Origin of the sequence: Pseudomonas sp. IT-P253, assembly GCF_949768125.1 — a bacterium.
Classification (GTDB): Bacteria; Pseudomonadota; Gammaproteobacteria; order Pseudomonadales; family Pseudomonadaceae; genus Aquipseudomonas.
In genome coordinates this window covers 1-18,826 of record NZ_CATKPT010000044.1, presented here as the reverse complement: position 1 = coordinate 18,826, position 18,826 = coordinate 1, and the positions used below count along the sequence as shown (strand labels likewise).

Annotated in this window: 23 protein-coding genes and 3 tRNA genes; 9 read left to right on the top strand and 17 right to left on the bottom strand. The window is 57.3% G+C overall.

The window, feature by feature from the left end:
* Window positions 1-165: 165 nt before the first annotated feature.
* The 3 genes from ACM6IR_RS20560 to ACM6IR_RS20550 all read right to left on the bottom strand — a co-directional run bounded on the left by ACM6IR_RS20560 (window position 166) and on the right by ACM6IR_RS20550 (window position 497).
* Window positions 166-250 (bottom strand) — tRNA-Leu (locus ACM6IR_RS20560).
* 54 nt (window positions 251-304) lie between these two features.
* Window positions 305-380: transfer RNA gene (locus tag ACM6IR_RS20555), tRNA-His, on the bottom strand.
* A 40-nt stretch (window positions 381-420) separates the two neighbouring features.
* A tRNA-Arg gene (locus ACM6IR_RS20550) sits at window positions 421-497 on the bottom strand.
* A gap of 279 nt (window positions 498-776) precedes the next feature.
* Here ACM6IR_RS20550 and folD point away from each other — a divergent pair.
* Both folD and pbpG read left to right on the top strand, forming a co-directional pair.
* Window positions 777-1,631: a bifunctional methylenetetrahydrofolate dehydrogenase/methenyltetrahydrofolate cyclohydrolase FolD gene (gene folD, locus ACM6IR_RS20545; protein WP_414909396.1), complete on the top strand. Its 855-nt coding sequence runs from the start codon at window positions 777-779 to the stop codon at window positions 1,629-1,631.
* Window positions 1,632-1,867: 236 nt separating this feature from the next.
* Window positions 1,868-2,806 (top strand): D-alanyl-D-alanine endopeptidase, encoded by a 939-nt coding sequence (pbpG, locus tag ACM6IR_RS20540; protein WP_414909395.1) that lies wholly within the window; start codon window positions 1,868-1,870, stop codon window positions 2,804-2,806.
* Window positions 2,807-2,865: 59 nt separating this feature from the next.
* On the opposite strand, the gene ACM6IR_RS20535 is transcribed toward pbpG, so the two are convergent.
* The 3 genes from ACM6IR_RS20535 to ACM6IR_RS20525 form a co-directional block, all read right to left on the bottom strand.
* Entirely contained in the window at window positions 2,866-3,081 is a 216-nt protein-coding gene (locus tag ACM6IR_RS20535) for a hypothetical protein (protein ID WP_414909394.1), read from the bottom strand.
* A gap of 7 nt (window positions 3,082-3,088) precedes the next feature.
* Window positions 3,089-3,310 carry a DUF6021 family protein gene (locus ACM6IR_RS20530; RefSeq protein ID WP_414909393.1) on the bottom strand — a complete coding sequence of 74 codons (222 nt, stop codon included), beginning with the start codon at window positions 3,308-3,310 and terminating at the stop codon, window positions 3,089-3,091.
* A 95-nt stretch (window positions 3,311-3,405) separates the two neighbouring features.
* Entirely contained in the window at window positions 3,406-4,134 is a 729-nt protein-coding gene (locus tag ACM6IR_RS20525) for a peptidase C39 family protein (protein WP_414909392.1), read from the bottom strand.
* Window positions 4,135-4,307: 173 nt separating this feature from the next.
* Between ACM6IR_RS20525 and ACM6IR_RS20520 the strand changes: the two genes are divergently transcribed.
* Window positions 4,308-4,475 (top strand): hypothetical protein, encoded by a 168-nt coding sequence (locus ACM6IR_RS20520; protein ID WP_414909391.1) that lies wholly within the window; start codon window positions 4,308-4,310, stop codon window positions 4,473-4,475.
* Between the two features lie 77 nt (window positions 4,476-4,552).
* Here the strand turns inward: ACM6IR_RS20520 and ACM6IR_RS20515 are convergent, their stop codons facing one another.
* Both ACM6IR_RS20515 and ACM6IR_RS20510 read right to left on the bottom strand, forming a co-directional pair.
* Window positions 4,553-5,302, bottom strand: a complete 750-nt coding sequence (locus ACM6IR_RS20515; RefSeq protein ID WP_414909390.1) for a TerC family protein — start codon at window positions 5,300-5,302, stop codon at window positions 4,553-4,555.
* A 29-nt stretch (window positions 5,303-5,331) separates the two neighbouring features.
* Window positions 5,332-5,574 carry a hypothetical protein gene (locus tag ACM6IR_RS20510; RefSeq protein WP_414909389.1) on the bottom strand — a complete coding sequence of 81 codons (243 nt, stop codon included), beginning with the start codon at window positions 5,572-5,574 and terminating at the stop codon, window positions 5,332-5,334.
* A gap of 205 nt (window positions 5,575-5,779) precedes the next feature.
* On the opposite strand from ACM6IR_RS20510, the gene nhaR reads away from it, so the two are divergent.
* Window positions 5,780-6,679 (top strand): transcriptional activator NhaR, encoded by a 900-nt coding sequence (gene nhaR / locus ACM6IR_RS20505; RefSeq protein ID WP_414909388.1) that lies wholly within the window; start codon window positions 5,780-5,782, stop codon window positions 6,677-6,679.
* Between the two features lie 7 nt (window positions 6,680-6,686).
* Here the strand turns inward: nhaR and ACM6IR_RS20500 are convergent, their stop codons facing one another.
* From ACM6IR_RS20500 to ACM6IR_RS20475, 6 genes are all read right to left on the bottom strand, one after another.
* Window positions 6,687-7,841, bottom strand: coding sequence for an MFS transporter (locus ACM6IR_RS20500; RefSeq protein ID WP_414909387.1), 1,155 nt, complete (start codon window positions 7,839-7,841; stop codon window positions 6,687-6,689).
* A 235-nt stretch (window positions 7,842-8,076) separates the two neighbouring features.
* Entirely contained in the window at window positions 8,077-8,586 is a 510-nt protein-coding gene (locus ACM6IR_RS20495; protein ID WP_414909386.1) for a DUF1993 domain-containing protein, read from the bottom strand.
* 191 nt (window positions 8,587-8,777) lie between these two features.
* Window positions 8,778-10,283 (bottom strand): ArnT family glycosyltransferase, encoded by a 1,506-nt coding sequence (locus tag ACM6IR_RS20490; RefSeq protein WP_414909385.1) that lies wholly within the window; start codon window positions 10,281-10,283, stop codon window positions 8,778-8,780.
* Between the two features lie 3 nt (window positions 10,284-10,286).
* Window positions 10,287-10,565, bottom strand: coding sequence for a lipid-A-disaccharide synthase N-terminal domain-containing protein (locus ACM6IR_RS20485; RefSeq protein WP_414909384.1), 279 nt, complete (start codon window positions 10,563-10,565; stop codon window positions 10,287-10,289).
* Entirely contained in the window at window positions 10,562-11,302 is a 741-nt protein-coding gene (locus ACM6IR_RS20480; protein WP_414909383.1) for a glycosyltransferase family 2 protein, read from the bottom strand. The genes ACM6IR_RS20485 and ACM6IR_RS20480 overlap by 4 nt, the downstream gene beginning before the upstream one ends.
* Before the next feature lie 45 nt (window positions 11,303-11,347).
* Window positions 11,348-12,325, bottom strand: a complete 978-nt coding sequence (locus ACM6IR_RS20475) for an NAD-dependent epimerase/dehydratase family protein (RefSeq protein ID WP_414909382.1) — start codon at window positions 12,323-12,325, stop codon at window positions 11,348-11,350.
* Window positions 12,326-12,627: 302 nt separating this feature from the next.
* Between ACM6IR_RS20475 and ACM6IR_RS20470 the strand changes: the two genes are divergently transcribed.
* Window positions 12,628-13,269, top strand: coding sequence for a YceH family protein (locus tag ACM6IR_RS20470; protein ID WP_414909381.1), 642 nt, complete (start codon window positions 12,628-12,630; stop codon window positions 13,267-13,269).
* Window positions 13,270-13,441: 172 nt separating this feature from the next.
* Here ACM6IR_RS20470 and ACM6IR_RS20465 read toward each other — a convergent pair whose 3' ends face one another.
* Window positions 13,442-13,960: a cupin domain-containing protein gene (locus tag ACM6IR_RS20465; protein WP_414909380.1), complete on the bottom strand. Its 519-nt coding sequence runs from the start codon at window positions 13,958-13,960 to the stop codon at window positions 13,442-13,444.
* 37 nt (window positions 13,961-13,997) lie between these two features.
* Complete coding sequence (locus ACM6IR_RS20460) at window positions 13,998-14,816, bottom strand: shikimate 5-dehydrogenase (protein WP_414909379.1); 819 nt, start codon at window positions 14,814-14,816, stop codon at window positions 13,998-14,000.
* A 245-nt stretch (window positions 14,817-15,061) separates the two neighbouring features.
* Here ACM6IR_RS20460 and ACM6IR_RS20455 point away from each other — a divergent pair, with 245 nt between their 5' ends.
* From ACM6IR_RS20455 to ACM6IR_RS20445, 3 genes are all read left to right on the top strand, one after another.
* The gene (locus ACM6IR_RS20455; protein ID WP_414909378.1) at window positions 15,062-15,454 is read left to right on the top strand and encodes a hypothetical protein; all 393 of its coding nucleotides are present in this window, start codon (window positions 15,062-15,064) and stop codon (window positions 15,452-15,454) included.
* Window positions 15,455-15,687: 233 nt separating this feature from the next.
* Window positions 15,688-15,882: a hypothetical protein gene (locus ACM6IR_RS20450; protein WP_414909377.1), complete on the top strand. Its 195-nt coding sequence runs from the start codon at window positions 15,688-15,690 to the stop codon at window positions 15,880-15,882.
* A gap of 105 nt (window positions 15,883-15,987) precedes the next feature.
* The gene (locus ACM6IR_RS20445) at window positions 15,988-16,170 is read left to right on the top strand and encodes a hypothetical protein (RefSeq protein ID WP_414909376.1); all 183 of its coding nucleotides are present in this window, start codon (window positions 15,988-15,990) and stop codon (window positions 16,168-16,170) included.
* Here the strand turns inward: ACM6IR_RS20445 and ACM6IR_RS20440 are convergent.
* Window positions 16,167-17,228 carry an AI-2E family transporter gene (locus tag ACM6IR_RS20440; RefSeq protein ID WP_414909375.1) on the bottom strand — a complete coding sequence of 354 codons (1,062 nt, stop codon included), beginning with the start codon at window positions 17,226-17,228 and terminating at the stop codon, window positions 16,167-16,169. The genes ACM6IR_RS20445 and ACM6IR_RS20440 overlap by 4 nt on opposite strands.
* A gap of 164 nt (window positions 17,229-17,392) precedes the next feature.
* On the opposite strand from ACM6IR_RS20440, the gene yegQ reads away from it, so the two are divergent.
* The gene (yegQ, locus tag ACM6IR_RS20435) at window positions 17,393-18,712 is read left to right on the top strand and encodes a tRNA 5-hydroxyuridine modification protein YegQ (protein ID WP_414909374.1); all 1,320 of its coding nucleotides are present in this window, start codon (window positions 17,393-17,395) and stop codon (window positions 18,710-18,712) included.
* The last annotated feature ends 114 nt before the right edge of the window (window positions 18,713-18,826 follow it).

Genomic DNA, 18,826 nt, shown 5'->3' with positions numbered 1-18,826 from the left:
CGACGGGCGAATCGGCATCATCGAGAAACACAAATGCGACGAACCAACCCACCCTCTCGATCCGGAACCCGCGATCGTTTTGAAAAATTCGACTTCTAAAACAAAAACGGCGCAGCCCTTTTCAGGTGCTGCGCCGTTTTTTGCTATCTAAATAGCTATTTGTAATGGTGCGGACGGAGAGACTCGAACTCTCACACCTTGCGGCGCTGGAACCTAAATCCAGTGTGTCTACCAATTCCACCACATCCGCATCAAGCTTTTAAAGCAAAGGCGCCAGATTATTAATCTGGCGCCTTTCTAAATATGGGGTGGACGAAGGGGATCGAACCCTCGACAACGGGAGTCACAATCCCGTGCTCTACCAACTGAGCTACGCCCACCATATTGCCATGTTGCGTTACTTGTGCCAAAGCTGCCTAATGGCGCACCCGGCAGGACTCGAACCTGCGACCATCCGCTTAGAAGGCGGATGCTCTATCCAGCTGAGCTACGGGCGCCTTTTTAATCTGTATTCTTGGACGATTACAAACTAAGTGCTTTCAGTCTCACCGAATTAAACATCAACTCTGCTCGACCTTCTTAACCAGTGCTAGGCTGTGCCCGACAAGTGCGACGAATGTTATAGGTGAGCCTGGAGGTCGTCAACTCTTTTTTAAAAAAAATTCATTTAATTAAAGGGGTTAGGGGAATTTGCAGACCAAGCGCCTTTGCCCTCACCTCATGACATGCGAGAATGCGTTCTCTTTTTTTCCCCTCTCGATGGTTAATCACGCGCAATGACTGCACAACTAATCGACGGCAAATCGATCGCCGCCAGCCTGCGCCAGCAGATCGCCAAACGCGTCACCGAGCGTCGCCAGCAAGGCCTGCGCACCCCCGGTCTCGCGGTGATCCTGGTCGGCAGCGATCCCGCCTCTCAGGTTTATGTCTCGCACAAGCGTAAAGACTGCGAAGAGGTCGGCTTCATTTCCCAAGCCTACGACCTGCCTTCCGAAACCACTCAAGAAGCACTCACCGATCTGATCGATCGCCTGAACGACGACCCGGCGATCGACGGCGTTCTGCTTCAGCTTCCTTTACCGGAACACCTGGATGCCTCCAAATTGCTGGAACGCATTCGTCCAGACAAGGACGTCGACGGTTTCCATCCTTATAACGTCGGCCGTCTGGCCCAGCGTATTCCACTGCTGCGTCCGTGCACGCCAAAAGGCATCATGGCGTTACTGGAAAGCACCGGTGCCGATCTTTACGGAATGGATGCTGTCATTGTTGGCGCGTCCAACATTGTCGGTCGCCCGATGGCGATGGAATTGCTGCTGGCGGGTTGCACCGTGACCGTCACCCACCGCTTCACCAAGGATCTGGCTGGCCACGTCGGTCGTGCCGACCTGGTGGTGGTCGCCGCCGGCAAGCCGGGGCTGGTCAAGGGTGAGTGGATCAAGGAAGGCGCGATCGTGATCGACGTCGGCATTAACCGCCAGGAAGACGGCAAACTGGTCGGTGACGTGATCTACGAAACCGCCCTGCCCCGCGCTGGCTGGATCACTCCAGTTCCTGGTGGCGTTGGCCCGATGACCCGTGCCTGCCTGCTGGAAAACACGTTGTACGCCGCCGAAACCCTGCACAGCTGAGTGTCGACGCAGACGTAGACAACGAGTCAAAGAACCCCGCCTGTGGCGGGGTTCTTTTTGTCCGCAGAAAAAGATCGACCATCCGCCGGAAAATGACTTTTTTTTCATGTTTCCAAGGACTTTCACCCCTTACTTGAACAACCATCGACAGTTATTCAGCCATACTCCAGAATGTCGCGTTTTTCAGAAATAGCCCGTTACAAAACGGCCTATCAACACATTACGAGTCTGCCAGCGTGAAAATCCACCTATTCATCCTGAGTCTAATTTTTGCATTTACAGGGACTTTCATCGCACCAATGGCCAACGCCGCCGACACAACATCGGCGCCCCGAGACGCTTCGCATTTAAAGATCGCTTCAGGCAGCGCGTTGCTAATTGATATGCAGACCAACAAAGTCATCTATGCCAACAACCCGGATGTGGTTGTGCCGATCGCTTCCGTCAGCAAGCTGATGACGGGCCTTGTGATTGTCGAAGCCCGGCAGAATATGTCTGAGTACATTTCCGTGAACATCGCTGACACACCGGAAATGAAAGGCGTGTTCTCCCGCGTCAAACTCAACAGCGAATTGCCGCGCCGGGAAATGTTGCTGATCGCCCTGATGTCGTCGGAAAACCGAGCCGCCGCCAGCCTTGCCCATCACTATCCAGGCGGTTATGTCGCATTCATTGCGGCCATGAACGCAAAGGCCAGGGCGCTGGGCATGACCAGTACCCACTTCGTCGAACCGACCGGCCTCTCGCCTCGTAACGTTTCCACCGCCCGAGACCTGAGCAAACTGCTGGTCGCTGCGCACAAATACCCGATCCTGAGCGAGCTGACCACCACCAAAGAAACAAGCGTGCGGTTCCGCAACCCCAACTACGTCCTCGGTTTCCACAACACCGATCACTTGGTCAACAAGCCCAATTGGGACATCAAGATCACCAAGACCGGTTTCACCAACCCGGCCGGCCACTGCCTGGTGCTGGTGACCAGCATGGGTAATCGTCCGGTGACACTGGTAATTCTCGACGCTTTCGGCAAATACACGCACTTTGCCGACGCCACGCGGATCCGCAACTGGGTCGAATCCGGCAGGAGCACAGACGTGCCGTCGGTGGCGTTGCAATACAAGGCAGAAAAGAACCTCAAGCACCGCCAAAGTGGCGTGATTGAAGCGTCGAAATAAGTCAGAGACAAACCAATAAAAAGAAGCCCCGAATATTCGGGGCTTTTTTTCGTCTGGCATTAATCATTCGGCAGCGGCATCTGGTCATCATCGGGAATGCCGTCTCCGGTACTCGGATCTCTTGTGCCTCGCGGATGCTCTGTCGACACCACCATAGGCCTGGCCAAAGGATCCCGTAACGGGCTGTCAGGATCCATCACCGGATCAATGTCGTCTTCGGGGGTTGTTGGAACACTGTCCGGACGTTTGTCGTCAAAACTCGAATCAGTAGACATACACACCTCACACTGAACGTCGGGGTTTCAGATCAGCGAGCGGATCGTAAGGCTTGGCCGGAGCCTTGCCCTCGTCGCCCGGCTTTACATCTCTAGGCGCCTTGGCAGGTCCGACAGGATCGACCTGAGGATCGGCGAGGTCCGGTGAATCAGGATCAAAACCCAATTCATCATCGCCTGAAGAATGTTCAGACGAATGCGGGCCCGAGGGTGTAGTGGAATGTGTCATGGACGCCTCTTTGATTCTACCCCGGAAGAATCCGGGGCCTTATCCATAAGAGGCCAATCGCGCCTGGCAGTGCCATACAGATGACGAATGGAACCTTATTGCGCGGGCAGTGCCTTCTTCGCCCGGGCAGCGGCCTGTTCCTGTCCTGCCTGGGCAAGATCATTCGCGGCCTTAAGCCAACGCTGATGATCGACGTTGGCTGGAATCTGCGTGGGTGCCTGGATCAAAACAGCCCAGCCACCGGCATCCTTGAAAGCCGATTCAAATGAACTGAAGCTCGTCAGGTACCGGCGATTCATACCGGCGCGCAGCAGCACTGTCTTCTTCTGACGGTTGTAGCCAGCAAGAATGGCGTAACGGGGTTCCGCCCAGAACGCCGAACCGTCGGTAAAACGCACCATCACCGGAAAACCGGCCGCGACCTGAGTCAACAATGCGGGCAGATTGCTGTCGAGGGGATAGACCATCATGCCGTACTCGCGGGCGAGGTTCTGCATGTTCTGCGGCAACTGCGCTTCGGCACCCGGTAAATTCAAAGGCTTTTCGAGTAAACCCGGGGTAATCACAACGCCTTGTTGCGACAGCATGCTGGCCAGCACTTGCGGTCCGCTTTGTTCGGCCACACCCACGTAGAACCTGCCGCTCAGTTCGACACGCTCCGGCAGGCGCTTGATCTCTGGCGCAACGCTCCCCGCACACCCCACCAGACCTGAAATGCAGCCCACAATTAGCGCCGCCGATAGAATTCGAGAAAATACCCGCACCTTCATCACTCTCTTGATTAGACGCCAGGTATTCGCGCTCCCGGCTTGACCGTCGATCATAGGACGCCGCGCGGCGGCGGTATAGCCTTAAACGGTAGTTGATTGCATTCGATAGAGCGAACCGGTTGGTGACTGCCGACCTTTGGTCAATAGCCTGAAATACAGCAGCGACTAGACTGTCACTTGCAAAGTGTTTGTGTGTGTGCCCGCAGCAGGGCAAAGAGGAGGCACTGATGAGCCTGACAATGACCATTGTGATGTTGATTTCCAGCTGGCTGGCCGTTGCCGCCGCCATGTTGTGGGGCGTCCTGCGCATTACCCGACGCTACCATCACCACGCTCAAGCGGTGCCGGTGACCAAACCCGAAAAAACTGCTGCACAGCACGCGACCGCACACTGACTGGCGCTGTTCAGCCCCCAACCAAAACGGCCGCCTGGGCTCTTTCGAACCCAGGCGGCCGTTTCATTTACAGCGGGTCAAGCTTCAGCCTGGAGGCGTTTCTGCCTGGCCCGGCGCGACATCATGTTCAGCCCCTCGATCGTCGCCGAGAACGCCATGGCCGCGTAGACGTAGCCTTTCGGTACGTGGGCACCGAAACCTTCGGCGATCAGCGTCATGCCGATCATGATCAGGAAGCCCAGCGCCAGCATTACCACCGTCGGGTTGTCGTTGATGAACTTGGCCAGGGGATCAGCCGCCAGCAACATCACCAGCACCGACACCACCACTGCAATGATCATGATCGGCAAGTGCTCGGTCATGCCAACCGCGGTAATGATGCTGTCGATGGAGAACACCATGTCCAGCATCAGGATCTGACCGATTGCAGCCGCAAAGCCCAGAGTCACACCAGACGTAGCCGACTTCGGATCTTCCGGTGCCGGGTCCATGCTGTGATGGATCTCGGTGGTCGCCTTCCACAGCAGGAACAGGCCACCGGCAATCAGGATCATGTCCTTCCACGAGAAGGCCTGGCCGAAAATATCGATCACAGGTTCAGTCAGCTGGACAATGAAAGCGATAGTGCTCAGCAACGCCAGACGCAAAATCAACGCCATGCCGATACCCATGCGCCGCGCCTTCTGACGGTGCTGCTCCGGCAATTTGTTGGTCAGGATCGAGATGAAAATCAGGTTATCGATGCCGAGCACGATTTCCATGACGATCAAAGTGGCCAGGGCGACCCACGCGGTGGGGCTGGCGGCAAGTTGTACTAGGTATTCCATGGGTCAGTCCTGACTCGCTGTAAGACGGTTTAGATTTCCTGGGATGAAGCGTCGGTTTTGTCTTTGTCTTCGCCCGGTGATTCTTTCTTACTGATCAAACCGCGAGCAGCATCGCTGATCGCTTGCTCGGCGGCTTTGTGGGTATCGTCAATCGCCTGTTTGGCGGTTTCGGCAGCCTTGCCCATCAGTTGCTGCGCGCTTTTCTCGGCCTGGTCGCAACCGGCCAGTACCAGTAAAGACGTAATCAGCAGCGCCGTGGTTTTGAGCTTCATGATGTTTTCCTTGAAAGAACAGACAGGCCGAAAAGACCACCCGTCGATAGCGGCGCATTCTAGGGAGACAGACACTTCAGTAAAATTCGTATTTTTAACGGTTATACTTCGATTTATACGAACCCATAGCTAATAATTCGAATATCGCAAGTGCCTTACCTCCTACAGATCTCCTACAGATGATAAAAACCGGGATTTCAGCAACATGCTTAATTATCGACAGCTTCATTATTTCTGGGTGGTGGCCAAGACTGGCAGCATCGTGCGCGCTTGCGAGCAGTTGAACCTGACACCGCAGACCATTAGCGGGCAGATTTCACTACTCGAACAAACCTATGGCATTGAGCTGTTTCGCCGAGTCGGTCGCCAGCTTGAACTCACCGAGGCCGGTCGCCAGGCCCTGCCCTACGCCGAGCAAATGTTTCAGCTGGGCGGTGAACTGGAGTTGATGTTGCGAGCACAACCCAACGAGCAGCAAATTCTGTTTCGGGTGGGGGTGGCGGACGTGGTGCCCAAATCCATTGTCTATCGCTTGATCGCGCCGACCATGGAGCTCGGCGAGCCGCTACGCATCACCTGTCGCGAAGACAAACTCGAACGCTTGCTCGCGGACCTGGCGATCCAGCGTCTGGACCTGGTGATTTCCGACAGTCCGATGCCGTCGCACCTGGACATCAAGGGCTACAGTCAGAAACTGGGTGAATGCGGCATCAGCTTCTTCGCCACCATGGAGCTGGCGGCACAGTATGGACAGGATTTCCCTCGCAGTCTGCACGGCGCGCCCCTGCTGATTCCCGGGCCGGAAACCGTCGTGCGCAGTCGCTTGCAGCGCTGGTTTGCCGAGCAGCAAATTCAGCCGCGAATCGTCGGTGAGTTCGACGACAGCGCGCTGATGCAGGCCTTCGGCCAATCCGGCAGCGGGATATTCATCGGCCCGAGCGTGATTGCCGAGGAGGTGAAACGCCAATACGGTGTCGAGGTGATCGGCCAGACTGACGCGGTGACCGAGTCGTTCTACGCCATTTCGGTGGAACGCAAGGTCAAGCACCCCGGCATTGTCGCCATTACCGAAGGTGCCCGACGCGAGCTATTTACCGAAATTTAAAAAGGTTTCAGGCGCAGACTTCACGCGGCTTGAAGGTCATCAACGCAATCGCCAGCAGGATCGAAGCAAGGATAAATCCGGCGGCCGCGAAACCAAGTCCTTGCAGACCGACACCGTCGATCACTCGACCGCCGACCATGGCGCCCAGGCCGATCCCGAGGTTGGCGCCGGCAATGTTCAGCGACGCAGCAAAGGCCGGCGCTTCAGGCGCAGCCTTCATCAACCGCACATGACTGACCAGGAACAACGCTGCCTGCGTCACGCCCCAGATCCCCAGTGACGCCGCCAGGCCGAGGGGCGAATGAATATTGGGCACCAGCGCCACCATGCCTGCGATCATGAACGCACAGAACATCATCGAGGCAATCAGCGGATGGCGATCCACCGCACGGCCGCCCAGCGAGTTGCCGATCAAACCGACCGCGCCAAAGCCCATCAGGCACCAGCCGACCACGGCGCCGTCGAACCCAGCCAGGCGTTCGAGGATATCCGCCAGGTAGGTGTAAGCGGTGAACATGCCGCTGAACACCAGGATCGACAACAGCACATGGCCCAGCATTAACGGGCTGCGCAGGATCTTGAACTGAGCGCGCAAGCTCACCTGATGCTGGTGCAGATTGGTTTTCGGCAGGTAGATAAACAGCAGTAACGCCTTGGCAAACGCAATCACCGCCAGAATGCCGAAGGCACTGCGCCAGCCGAATGCATCGGAGATCAATGTGCCCACTGGAATGCCGAACACCGTGGCGCACACAATGCCGAAACCGATTTTGGCGATGGCGCGTCCGGCGTAATCCGGCCCGACAATGTCCACCGCTGTCTCGCTGGCCAGCGCCCAGAACACGGGCAGCCCGAGCGCCGGGATCAAACGGGCAACGGCCATCACCCAAATGTTCGGTGCAAACGCTGCAAGGGTGTTGGCCAGACCGAACATGATCAGCACCGAAATGAACAGCTTGCGCCGTTCGAACCGGGCGAAATACGCCGTGAGGAACGGCCCGAACGCGGCGACGGTGAAGGCGAACAAAGTCACCAGCAAGCCCGCTTGGGGAATGCTGACTTCAAGGTCTCTAGCGATGGCCGGCAGCAGGCCGACGATGATGAATTCCGTGGTCAGCACCGTGAAACCGGCGGCGGACAACAGAAGGATGGGCAACAGCATGCAAAACTCCAGAAAACGCCAACACCAGCGATAGCCCGAGGGCCCACTGGCAGTACATGAAAATGAGGATGGCGAATCTTAACAGAGTGTTTCCTGTAGGAGCGAGCTTGCTCGCGAAGGTGGGTCAGTCGACACCTATGTAGCTGACACACCTTCGCGAGCAAACTCGCTCCTACAAGGGGACACAAAAAACCCGCCAAGGCGCATACCTTGGCGGGCTTTTTTAAGCTGGGGTTTAGAACGCGCCCATGTAATCGCGCTTGCCCACTTCCACACCGTTGTGGCGCAACAGCGCATAGGCGGTGGTGACGTGGAAGAAGAATTGCGGCAGACCGTAGCTCAGCAGGTAAGCCTGGCCGGTAAAGCGCTTCTCTTTCGGCGTGCCCTGGCGGGTGATGATTTCAATGCCTTCCTTGCCGTTGATCTGTTCAGGCTTGATCTCGCCGATGAAGGTCAGAACCTTGGTCAGCAGCGCTTGCAACTCGGCGAAGGTGGTTTCGCTGTCGTCGTACTTCGGAAGTTCCACTTCAGCCAGACGCGCGGAAACACCCTTGGCGAAATCAACGGCGATCTGCACCTGCCGCACCAGCGGGAACATGTCCGGGTACAGACGGGCTTGCAGGAACGCGTTCGGGTCGATGTTCTTGGCAGTCGCGTGGGCTTCGGCCTTGTTCAACACATCGCTCAGGGCGGTGAGCATTTGTTTGAAAACCGGGACGGAAGCGTCGTACAGGGAAATGGTCATGGCAGTCTCGTGTGGTGACAGGAGGAAACGTTGGCCGATTATAGCCATGCTCGCCCCTCCTGCGAGGTGTCTTTTATCCGGTGTCCACCTGAAGGATCAGGGGCAGTCAGCCCCTGGCCGGACAGGTAGCGCCAATGCAACAGCGACAACGAGTAATCCGGCCCTCCATGGATTGCTCACGTTTTTTCTGGTCACCAGCTGAAGCGATAGACATGGCCAGGTTGCCCCGGATGGCATTTGCCGTTATCGGCATCGGCACCGACGATCGACCATTGCGCACGGGATGTTTCGCCCAGCTCACGGGCGGTCTGAGGGTTGAAACACTGGCTCAGTAATTCGTCCGGTACCAATGCGTAGGCCTGAGGGTGTTCGCGCAGCCATTGAGCTGCCTGCTCGACCGTAGAGTCGGCCATCCCGAAATGCACGATCGGCTGGCGAGCGTACAGCCAGTGGCCCTCACGCCAGGTGACCAGCACCAGCTCTGCGCCATTGGTCATGGTCGCCGCCTGCGCCATGATCGCCTCATGCGGATTGGGACCGTCTTTGATCGGCTCGATGAAACCGCGAACGATCCATAGAGCAAACCAGGTAAAGACCAGTGCCTGGAATACCTTTCGACCACGCGGGCGCTGGCCGAACCAGCGTTTGAGTAACCAGGGAATCAACGGTGCAGCCACCAGCACCAGCCCGGGCACCGCCGGGTAGATATACAACTTGCGTTTGCCGGCGCTGATGCAAAAAAACAGTACGACCAGTCCGACCCAGCCCAGCAGTACCAGCACTCGACCGTCATGCTTGCGCAGCTGTTTGCGCCAGGCGGGAACCAGCCACGGCAGCGCGAGCACCAACGGCAGCCAGTATTGCGGGATCACTTTGACGAAGAAATACCAGAACGGTTCGCGATGGTCCCACGAGGCGGCATAGCGCCCTGCCGTCTGGCGCAGCAGGATTTCTCGCGCGTAGGCGATCTCCTCGGCACCGCCATTCAGCACAATGGACAAGGCCAAGGGCAGCAACCATATCGCGATGGCACCCAGCATGATCAAAAACCCGAGCAACCACTTGCGCTTCTCGCCCGGCATGGCCACCACACCCGGCCAATCTTTGCGCACCGCGTAAGCATACGGAATGAGCATCAGCGCCGGGAGGAAGCCCACCCCTTTGGTAATCACGCCAATACCCATGGCCGCGCAACCAACGTAAAACCAGCGCCAGGCGGGGCCGAGCAGCAGGTGACGCGCCAATCCGTACAGCCCGACAGAGGTGAACAGCACCACAAAACTGTCGATCTGGCCGGTCTGCAGGATGCTGTAGGTTTGATAAGTCGCCAGGTACAACAGCGCCGCCGTGCGGCCGGCACGCTGATTCCAGAGCCTGCGACCCAGGTCATAGACCGCCGCCGTGACCGTCACGGCCGACAGCAGGCCCGGAATATAAAGGGCGATAGAAGGCTTGCCAGTAAGCCAGGCGAAGAACGCCACCGCCCACATGAACACCGGAGGTTTGTCGCCGTAGATCTCCGCCGCACGGTGGGGTATCAGCCACGAGCCGTGGTGCAGCATCTCCAGCGCAACACCGAGGAATCGCTCTTCGTCGACATTCTGCGGCTGACGCAGCCCAAGTCCCGCGCCGATCAATAAAAGAGCAAGCAGCATCAGGCCTAGGCATTCGACCCTGGGCGATAGGGTTCTGCGCATGATTTATTCCTTCGGATGTTTGCTTTTGGCAATCAATTGCAGGTTGCGAAAATAGACGATGGAACCGAACGCCTGACCGGCGATGAAGACCGGGTCTTGTCGGTAAATGGCATAAAAAAGCAGCAGGGTGCTACCGACGATGCTCAGGTACCAGAAGCTCACCGGAATCACGCTGCGCTTTTTATATTCGCTGTACAGCCACTGCAGGATGAAGCGTCCGGTGAAGGCTATCTGACCGATAAAGCCGATCACCAGCCAGAGGGTTTCACGGGAGAGGTTCATCCTTCGATCTCCTGCGCATTCGTATTCAGACGCGTGCGCTTGATCAGCCACCAAACGCCGATCAGGTCGAGAATGCCCACCAGAGCGCGGTCGATGTTGCCGTATTTGGAGATCCCGGCCGTGCGCGGTCGATGGTTGACCGGATGGACGATCATTCGGCCGTTGTGCCGCTGGATCAGTGCCGGAATATACCGATGCATATGGTCGAAGTAAGGCAGGCGCAAAAACGCCGCACGCTCGATCACTTTCAGCCCGCAACCGGTGTCCGGGGTATCGTCCTTCAGCATGCGGCGACGCAGGGCATTGGCAAACCGTGAAGCCCAGCGCTTACTGGCGGTATCACGGCGGTTGACGCGGTGCCCAGCCACCAGTTGCAGGTCGACGCGACCCTGCTGATTGCGCACCAGTGCCAACATCCCCGGAATGTCCGCAGGGTCGTTCTGACCGTCGCCATCGAGCGTGGCCAGCCATTGCCCACGAGCGGCCAACGCCGCGTGATACAGCGAGGTGCTTTGCCCCAGCGAACGCTCATGATGCAGGATGCGCAACTGGCTCAAGCCGTTGTGCTTGATCTGCCCCAGTTCATGCAAGGTGGCATCGGTACTGCCATCGTCCACAACGATGATTTCGTAAGACTCATCGGCCAAAGCAACACGGACTTCCTCAAGCAACTGCTTGAGATTGTTCGCTTCGTTCTTTGCGGGAATCAGTACAGATACAAAAATGTCATGGCTCATAGTGGCCCTCTTTTACTTCGGTCTTTTCTATTAAGGGCGAACGGCTCATATCTGATAGAACTGGCGATACCACTTCACAAATTCCCTCACACCGGTTTCAACCGCAACCTGCGGACTGAAGTCGACCCATTCGGTCAGTGCCGAGACATCGGCCCAGGTTTTAATCACATCGCCGGCCTGCAACGGCAACAAGTTGCGCTTGGCTTGCATACCCAGCGCGGTCTCCAGGCAGTTGACGAAATCCAGCAGCGCCACCGGCATGCCGCGCCCGATGTTGAATAGCCGGTGGACGCCATCGGCCGGCCCGTCCGCCACCGGAGGTCTAGGGCGCAGTCGGGCAATGCTTTCGACAATGTCGTCGACGTAGGTGAAGTCGCGCGCCATCAAACCCTGGTTATAGAGATCAATCGGCTGGCCTTCGAGCATCGCTTTGGTGAATTTGAACAGCGCCATGTCGGGTCGCCCCCACGGCCCGTAAACGGTAAAAAAGCGTAAACCGCTGGCCTTCAACCCATACAAATGGCAGTAAGTGTGGGCCAGCAATTCATTGGCCCGCTTGCTGGCTGCATAGAGCGAAATGGGATTATCGACTGCGTCCTCGACGCTGAACGGCATTTTGCTGTTGGTGCCATACACCGAGCTGCTCGAAGCATAAATCAAATGCGCGGGGCGATAGTGCCGGCAGGCTTCCAGCACATTGAGAAAGCCCACCAGGTTCGATTGCGCGTAAACGTCGGGATTGTCCAGCGAATAACGAACGCCCGCCTGCGCGGCCAAATGCACAACTTCGGTAAAACCATAGTCGCTGAACAACGCCATCAATGCCGGCTTGTCGACGATGTCCAGCTTCTGGAATCGAAAGCCCGGCAAGGACTCCAGCTCTTTGAGACGCGCGCGTTTGAGCGCCACATCATAGTAGTCGTTGAGGTTGTCGATGCCGACTACTTCATGTCCGTCCTGGCATAAACGCCTGGCCGTGTGAAAACCGATGAAACCAGCTGCGCCGGTGACCAGAAGAGTCATGATGCGTATGCGTAAATCAGCACATCGTGCCTGGTCAATATCAACGTCAGCTTCATGCCTTGCTCCAAATACCATTAAATAAGGCCGGTGGCGCTGTCGCTCAAGGAGACGCGCAGGGCCTCATTTGAGGACCAGATCCGCGGCTATGCCTGCGGTGTCCACCGAATATTAAAAATGATGTTAACAAATCATTCATGTTTTGTGATGAGCCGATGCAATGATTTGTGTTGTCATTAACGCCTGCCCATCTAAAGTGCATCCACGCAAGAGAAAAACATGAACCTGAGTAAGGATGCAGAATCATGAGCACTGAGCAAGAAACAACCATCGACGAGCCGCGACTCAACAGCACGGAAATTCGCATTCTGGGTTCGTTGATCGAGAAACAGGCGACCAGCCCGGAAACCTATCCGCTGACGCTCAATGCATTGGTGATTGCCTGCAATCAGAAAACCAGCCGTGAACCGGTGATGAACCTTACCCAGGGTCAGGTCGGCCAGAGCCTGCGTGCCCTCGAAGGTCGCGGCTTCACCCGATTGGTGATGGGCAGCCGGGCAGATCGCTGGGAGCATAAGGTCGACAAGGCACTGGAACTGGTGCCTGCGCAGGTAATTTTGACGGGGTTGTTGTTTTTGCGTGGTCCGCAGACGGTCAATGAACTGCTGACCCGCAGCGCGCGCATGCATGAATTTGAAGATACCGAACAGGTCGTGCATCAGCTGGAACGGTTGATCGCGCGGGGTCTGGCGCTGCTGATACCGCGTCAGGCGGGCCAGCGTGAAGACCGGTATATGCACGCGATGGGGGATCCGGCGGATATTGAAGTGATACTCGCGGCACGGCAAAACCCGGTGGAGCGCAGTAGCGGCGTGTCGGTTGAGCGGATCGAAGAGCTGGAAGCGCGAATTGCAGCACTGGAAGAACGCCTGGCGCGCCTCGAATAACCAACGCTGTAGCACCCTGTAGCAGCTGCCGAGCCTGCGAGGCTGCGTTCGGCTGCGCAGCAGTCGTAAAACCTGCACACACGATTTTCCTGAAGCACCGCATCGTTTGATAAAACGACTGCTGCGCAGCCGAACGCAGCCTCGCAGGCTCGGCAGCTGCTACAGGGTGCGCCTACTCGCCGTCCCAGTAATCCACACCGTCGCCCGGTCGGGCGATGGCGACGAAGCCCGAGGCATTGCCCTGGGCGTCGACCTTGAAGTCGTCCATCACCGCGTACTTGCCTGAATCCGGGTATTCGCAGATCTCTGGCGATTGCTGGGTGCTGACCGCCAGGTAGCGCAGTTCAGCGTCGCTGGTGTTAATGATCTGGTGCGCCGCCTCAGGACCACCCGGCGGGCAGGCGATCACGTCGCCCGCACTGATGGGAAAACGTTCGCCACCTAGACGAACCTCCCCTTCCCCGGCCACGACGTAAAACATCTCCTCGTTGACCCGATGACTATGAAACGGGCTGCCGCGCATGCCTGGCTCCAGTACGTACAACCGATAACCCAGCTTTTTCGCCCCCAATTGCTGACCGACGCGGGCTATCCGCTGTTGATAGCGCCCAGCTGTGTCGCCGGTGGGCGCCAGGGCCTCGGGTAGCGGTTCAAGTTTGACCTGGTGCAGGTTGAGAATGGCGGGATGCATGAGAAACCTCCATAGGGCACAAAACGCAAAAGATCTTTCAGCGACGGGCAAATTCCACCGCTTTGTGGAACTGCTCATCCGTCGGCCGCACGCCGGTATAAAGCACGAACTGCTCCAGCGCCTGAATCGCGATCACTTCCAGCCCGGTGATCACCCGCTTCCCTTCGACTCGGCCTCGCACGATCAGCGGGGTTTCCGAGGGGATCGCTACCACATCGAAGACGGTCTCTGCAGATGAAATGGTTTGAGCATCGAACGCCAGTTGATCGGCCTCCGGGCCGCCGGTCATGCCGATCGGGGTGACGTTAATCAACATTTGTGGCCGCTGACTGCCCAGTTCCGCCTGCCATTGATAGCCCAACGATTCGGCCAGCACCCGGCCAGCCTGTTCGTTGCGGGCGACGATCAGCCCATTGTTGTAGCCGCCGTCGCGCAGGGCACTGGCCACGGCCTTGGCCATACCGCCGCTGCCGCGCAAGGCGAAGGTCGAGTTCTTGGGCACTTCATGGGTTTTAAGCAATTGCTCGATGGCAATGTAATCGGTGTTATACGCCTTGAGATGCCCGTGGGTATTGACGATGGTGTTGATCGATTGAATGGCGGCGGCAGACGCGTCCAGCTCATCGACCAGCGCAATGCAGGCTTCCTTGAACGGCATCGAAACGCCGCAGCCACGAATCCCCAGGGCGCGAATACCGCCAACCGCTCCGGTCAGGTCCTGGCTACTGAAGGCTTTATAGTAAAAATTCAGGCCCAGCTGTTCGTACAGATGATTGTGAAAGCGCAGGCCAAAGTTCCCCGGGCGCCCCGACAGGGACATGCACAACTGGGTGTCTTTGTTGGGGCTCATCTGCATATGGATCTCCTTCAATAGCACTTTCAGATGGACGGGATTAGCCATTCCATCGGGTTCTGATCGATCATATAGGCCTGTCTACGCGGGTTTGCGCGGGACCGTAAGGATGGCGGTACAGACCTTACACAAAATTTACCTAACGACCGTGCTGATTTTCAGAAATTCGCTGTCTTAGAAGTATCCCCGCGACAATCCTTGGGTCTATTGCAGACCCAAGCGCCGGGTCGAAGAACCGAGGAATTATCATGATCCGTAAAATCCCCACAGTAGCTTTGCTGATCGGCGCACTCGCTATCGCAGGGCAGGCGCAAGCCCATGGCGGTGGTGGCAACAGTTGGGAAGGTCCAGCGGTGTTTGGCGCGATCGTCGGTACTGCAATCGTCGGTTCGGCCCTGATTAACGCCAACCGGCCGGTCTATGTAGAGCCGCAACCGGTGTACGCTCAACCACAACCGGTTTACATGCAACAACCGCCACCGGTTTATTACCAGCCGGCCCCGGTCTACGTGCAACAACCGGTCTACGTCGGCCCACCACCGGTTTATTACGGCCCGCCACGCGGTTACTACGGCCGAGGTTACTACGGCCCTCCCCACGGTTATGGCCACGGTTATGGCCACGGGTATGGCCACTGGTAACGGTGTCATCAAGCCCCGCTTCGACAGCGGGGCTTTTTTATGACCGTCCGTCGGCGCTGGTCTGGATAAATCGCGTCAAGGTCGCTGTCGGGACAGCGGCGCCGGTTCAACTTGGCAAGATTGACTCAACTATTCGCGCCCACGCGAGGAAAACGGTCATATTTTCGTCATATCAGGTCCGCAAGCTTGGATCTGTCCGCCAACAACAGGTTGATAAAAACAAGGACGACCTCATGCCAACGCAAAACCCGCACCGCAATGTCGACTTGTGCACTTCCAGCAAGGTGTACAACACACTGACCGAACTCAGGCACCTGGAAAGCCATCGCAGTGCCAAGTTTCTCTCGCTGCTGGCTGAGAACCTGGTGCGCAAAGGCCTGCTCAATGAGCACGAAGTCATTCATATGCTCGATTTGGTCGTCGATTGACAGGTCGATTGGTCTCACTGATATCAATGATCACTATCGAAAGCGTTGATTGTCCGAAAAATCGCCAGGTCCGTAAGGTAGCTCCATCGATTGATGGAGGTATTTATGTCCCAGGTTCAGATCATGTCCGTTATTGGCAGCGCCGTTCCCGCACCTCTGCGAGAACTGGGATTGCTCGCCTGTTGGTACCTGATGCAGGACGGCGAACCCATCAGCGGTCCGCTCACCTCGTTGCCGGCCGCCCAGGCACTTTCGCGATGTATCGGCAAAGGCAACCTCAGCGCCTAAGGCAGCTGAACCCGCGGTTTGGTTTCGATGAAAATGGCCCAGCTCGACATGAAAAGTGCCGCAATCAATGGTCCGATAACAAAGCCATTGAGGCCGAAGATCGCCAGACCACCCAGGGTTGAGATGAGGATCAGGTAGTCCGGCATCTTCGTATCCTTGCCCACCAGGATCGGTCGCAGCACGTTGTCCACCAGGCCGATGACGAATACCCCGAACAACCCCAGCACCACGCCCTGCCAGATGGCCCCGCTGAGCAGGAAAAACGCTGCCACTGGCGCCCAGACAATCCCCGCCCCCACCGCTGGCAACAGCGACAGAAACGCCATCAGTACCGCCCAGAGCAACGCGCTCGGAATATCCAGAAACCAGAAAATCAAACCACCCAACGCCCCCTGCGTGATAGCCACCACCAGGTTGCCCTTCACCGTCGCCCGCACTACGCGATTGAACTTGAGTTGCAAACGGCGTTTCTGGTGCTCCTGCAACGGCACGGCAGACCGCACTTTGCGTGCAAGCTCGGCGCCGTCCCGCAGAAAGAAAAACAACAGGTAGAGCATGATGAAAAAGCTCACCACAAAATCAAACGTGCCTTGGCCAAAGCTGAACGCCTGCGCGGCAACGAACTCGTTACCCGTCATTGCACTCTTGATGATTTTCTCCCGCAGTCCGTTCAACTCGCCCATGCCCAGCCTGTCGAGCAAATGCTGAAAGTACGGTGGCAAGCTGTGTTTGAAATGCGTCATATACCCGGCGATGTCCAGCTCACCACTTTCGATGTTTTTGTAAAGTGTTGTCCCTTCTTGAACCAGCAGGGTACTGAGGATGATCACCGGCAAGATCGCAATCACCAGGCAGATGCCCAAGGTGAGCAACGAGGTCAGGTTGCGCGGCCAGCCGAATCTCAGTTGCAGTCGACGCTGCAGGGGCGCAAAGAGGATGCCGAGGATCACCGCCCAGAACACTGCGCCGTAGAACGGCAGCAAAATCCAGATAAACGCGGCGGTCACCAGCCCCAACAAGATCACCAGCGATTTGTCTTGTAGCGTCGAGTCGTTCATGTCCGATCCATGTCAGTCCGCAGGGACACTAATGTCATGTCCTGATGCTTAGTCCGCCACGGTTCGCGCGAGTGCCATCCGTTTGTTCATCAAGCATAGATCCAGATCAATAAACCCTTGGGGCAAGCCGCTTACCCTCGGCGACTTTTGCGATCGACACCGCCATGACCCTTGTCTCCCCCGAACTCCTGGCCCCCGCCGGCACCCTGAAAAACATGCGTTATGCCTTCGCCTACGGCGCCGATGCGGTCTACGCCGGGCAGCCGCGCTACAGCCTGCGCGTACGCAACAACGAATTCGATCACGCCAACCTGGCCCTTGGCATTCGCGAGGCCCAGGCCCAGGGCAAGCGTTTTTATGTAGTGGTGAACATCGCCCCGCACAACGCCAAGCTCAAAACGTTCCTCAGGGACCTGGAGCCCGTGATTGCCATGGCGCCGGACGCGTTGATCATGTCCGACCCAGGCCTGATCATGCTGGTGCGCCGGCATTTTCCGCAAATGCCGATCCACCTCTCAGTGCAAGCCAACACGGTCAATTGGGCGAGTGTCGAATTCTGGCAGCAACAAGGCTTGAGCCGGATCATCCTGTCGCGGGAACTGTCCCTGGAAGAAATCGCCGAGATCCGCCAGCAAGTGCCGACAATGGAGCTGGAGGTGTTTGTGCACGGTGCGTTGTGCATGGCCTATTCCGGCCGTTGCCTGCTGTCGGGCTACATGAACAAGCGCGATGCCAATCAAGGCAGCTGCACCAATGCCTGTCGCTGGAAATACTCTGCCACAGAGGCCACGGAAAACCAGCTTGGTGAGATTGTTCAGACCTTCCAGCCTGAACCAACCCTGGGAATTGGCGCGCCAACCGACCGGGTGTTCCTGTTGCAGGAGGCCAGTCGACCCGACGAACTGATGCCGGCCTTCGAGGACGAACACGGCACCTACATCATGAACGCCAAGGACCTGCGCGCCGTGCAGCATGTCGAGCGCCTGACGCGAATGGGCGTGCACTCATTGAAAATCGAGGGCCGGACCAAATCGCACTTCTACTGCGCACGGACCACTCAGGTGTATCGCCGGGCAATCGACGATGCGGTGGCCGGTCGCGAGTTCGACCGCAGCCTGATGACGGACCTGGAGTCCCTCGCCCAGCGCGGCTACACCGAAGGTTTCCTGCGCCGGCATGTGCATGACGAATACCAGAACTATCAGAACGGCAGCTCAGTGTCGGAGCGCCAGCAGTTTGTAGGCGAGTTGACCGGCGAGCGGCGTGACCGACTGGCGGAAGTCAAAGTGAAGAACCGTTTTCGCCTGGGCGATCACATCGAGTTAATGACACCCAAGGGCAACTTTCACTTCGATTTGCATCAGCTGCAAAACGCCAAAGGTGAGCCGATTGAAGTGGCGCCGGGAGATGGGCACACGGTGTATGTGCCGATTCCCGACGCGGTAGAGCTGAGTTTTGGACTGTTGATGCGGGATGTGCGGTGATTCCACCTTCGCGAGCAAGCCCGGATCTCACTAACACCGAAGATCCAATGTGGGAACGGCGGTACGACGATTCGACTTGCTCGCGAAGAACGATGGCTCGGTAAACCTGCCGTG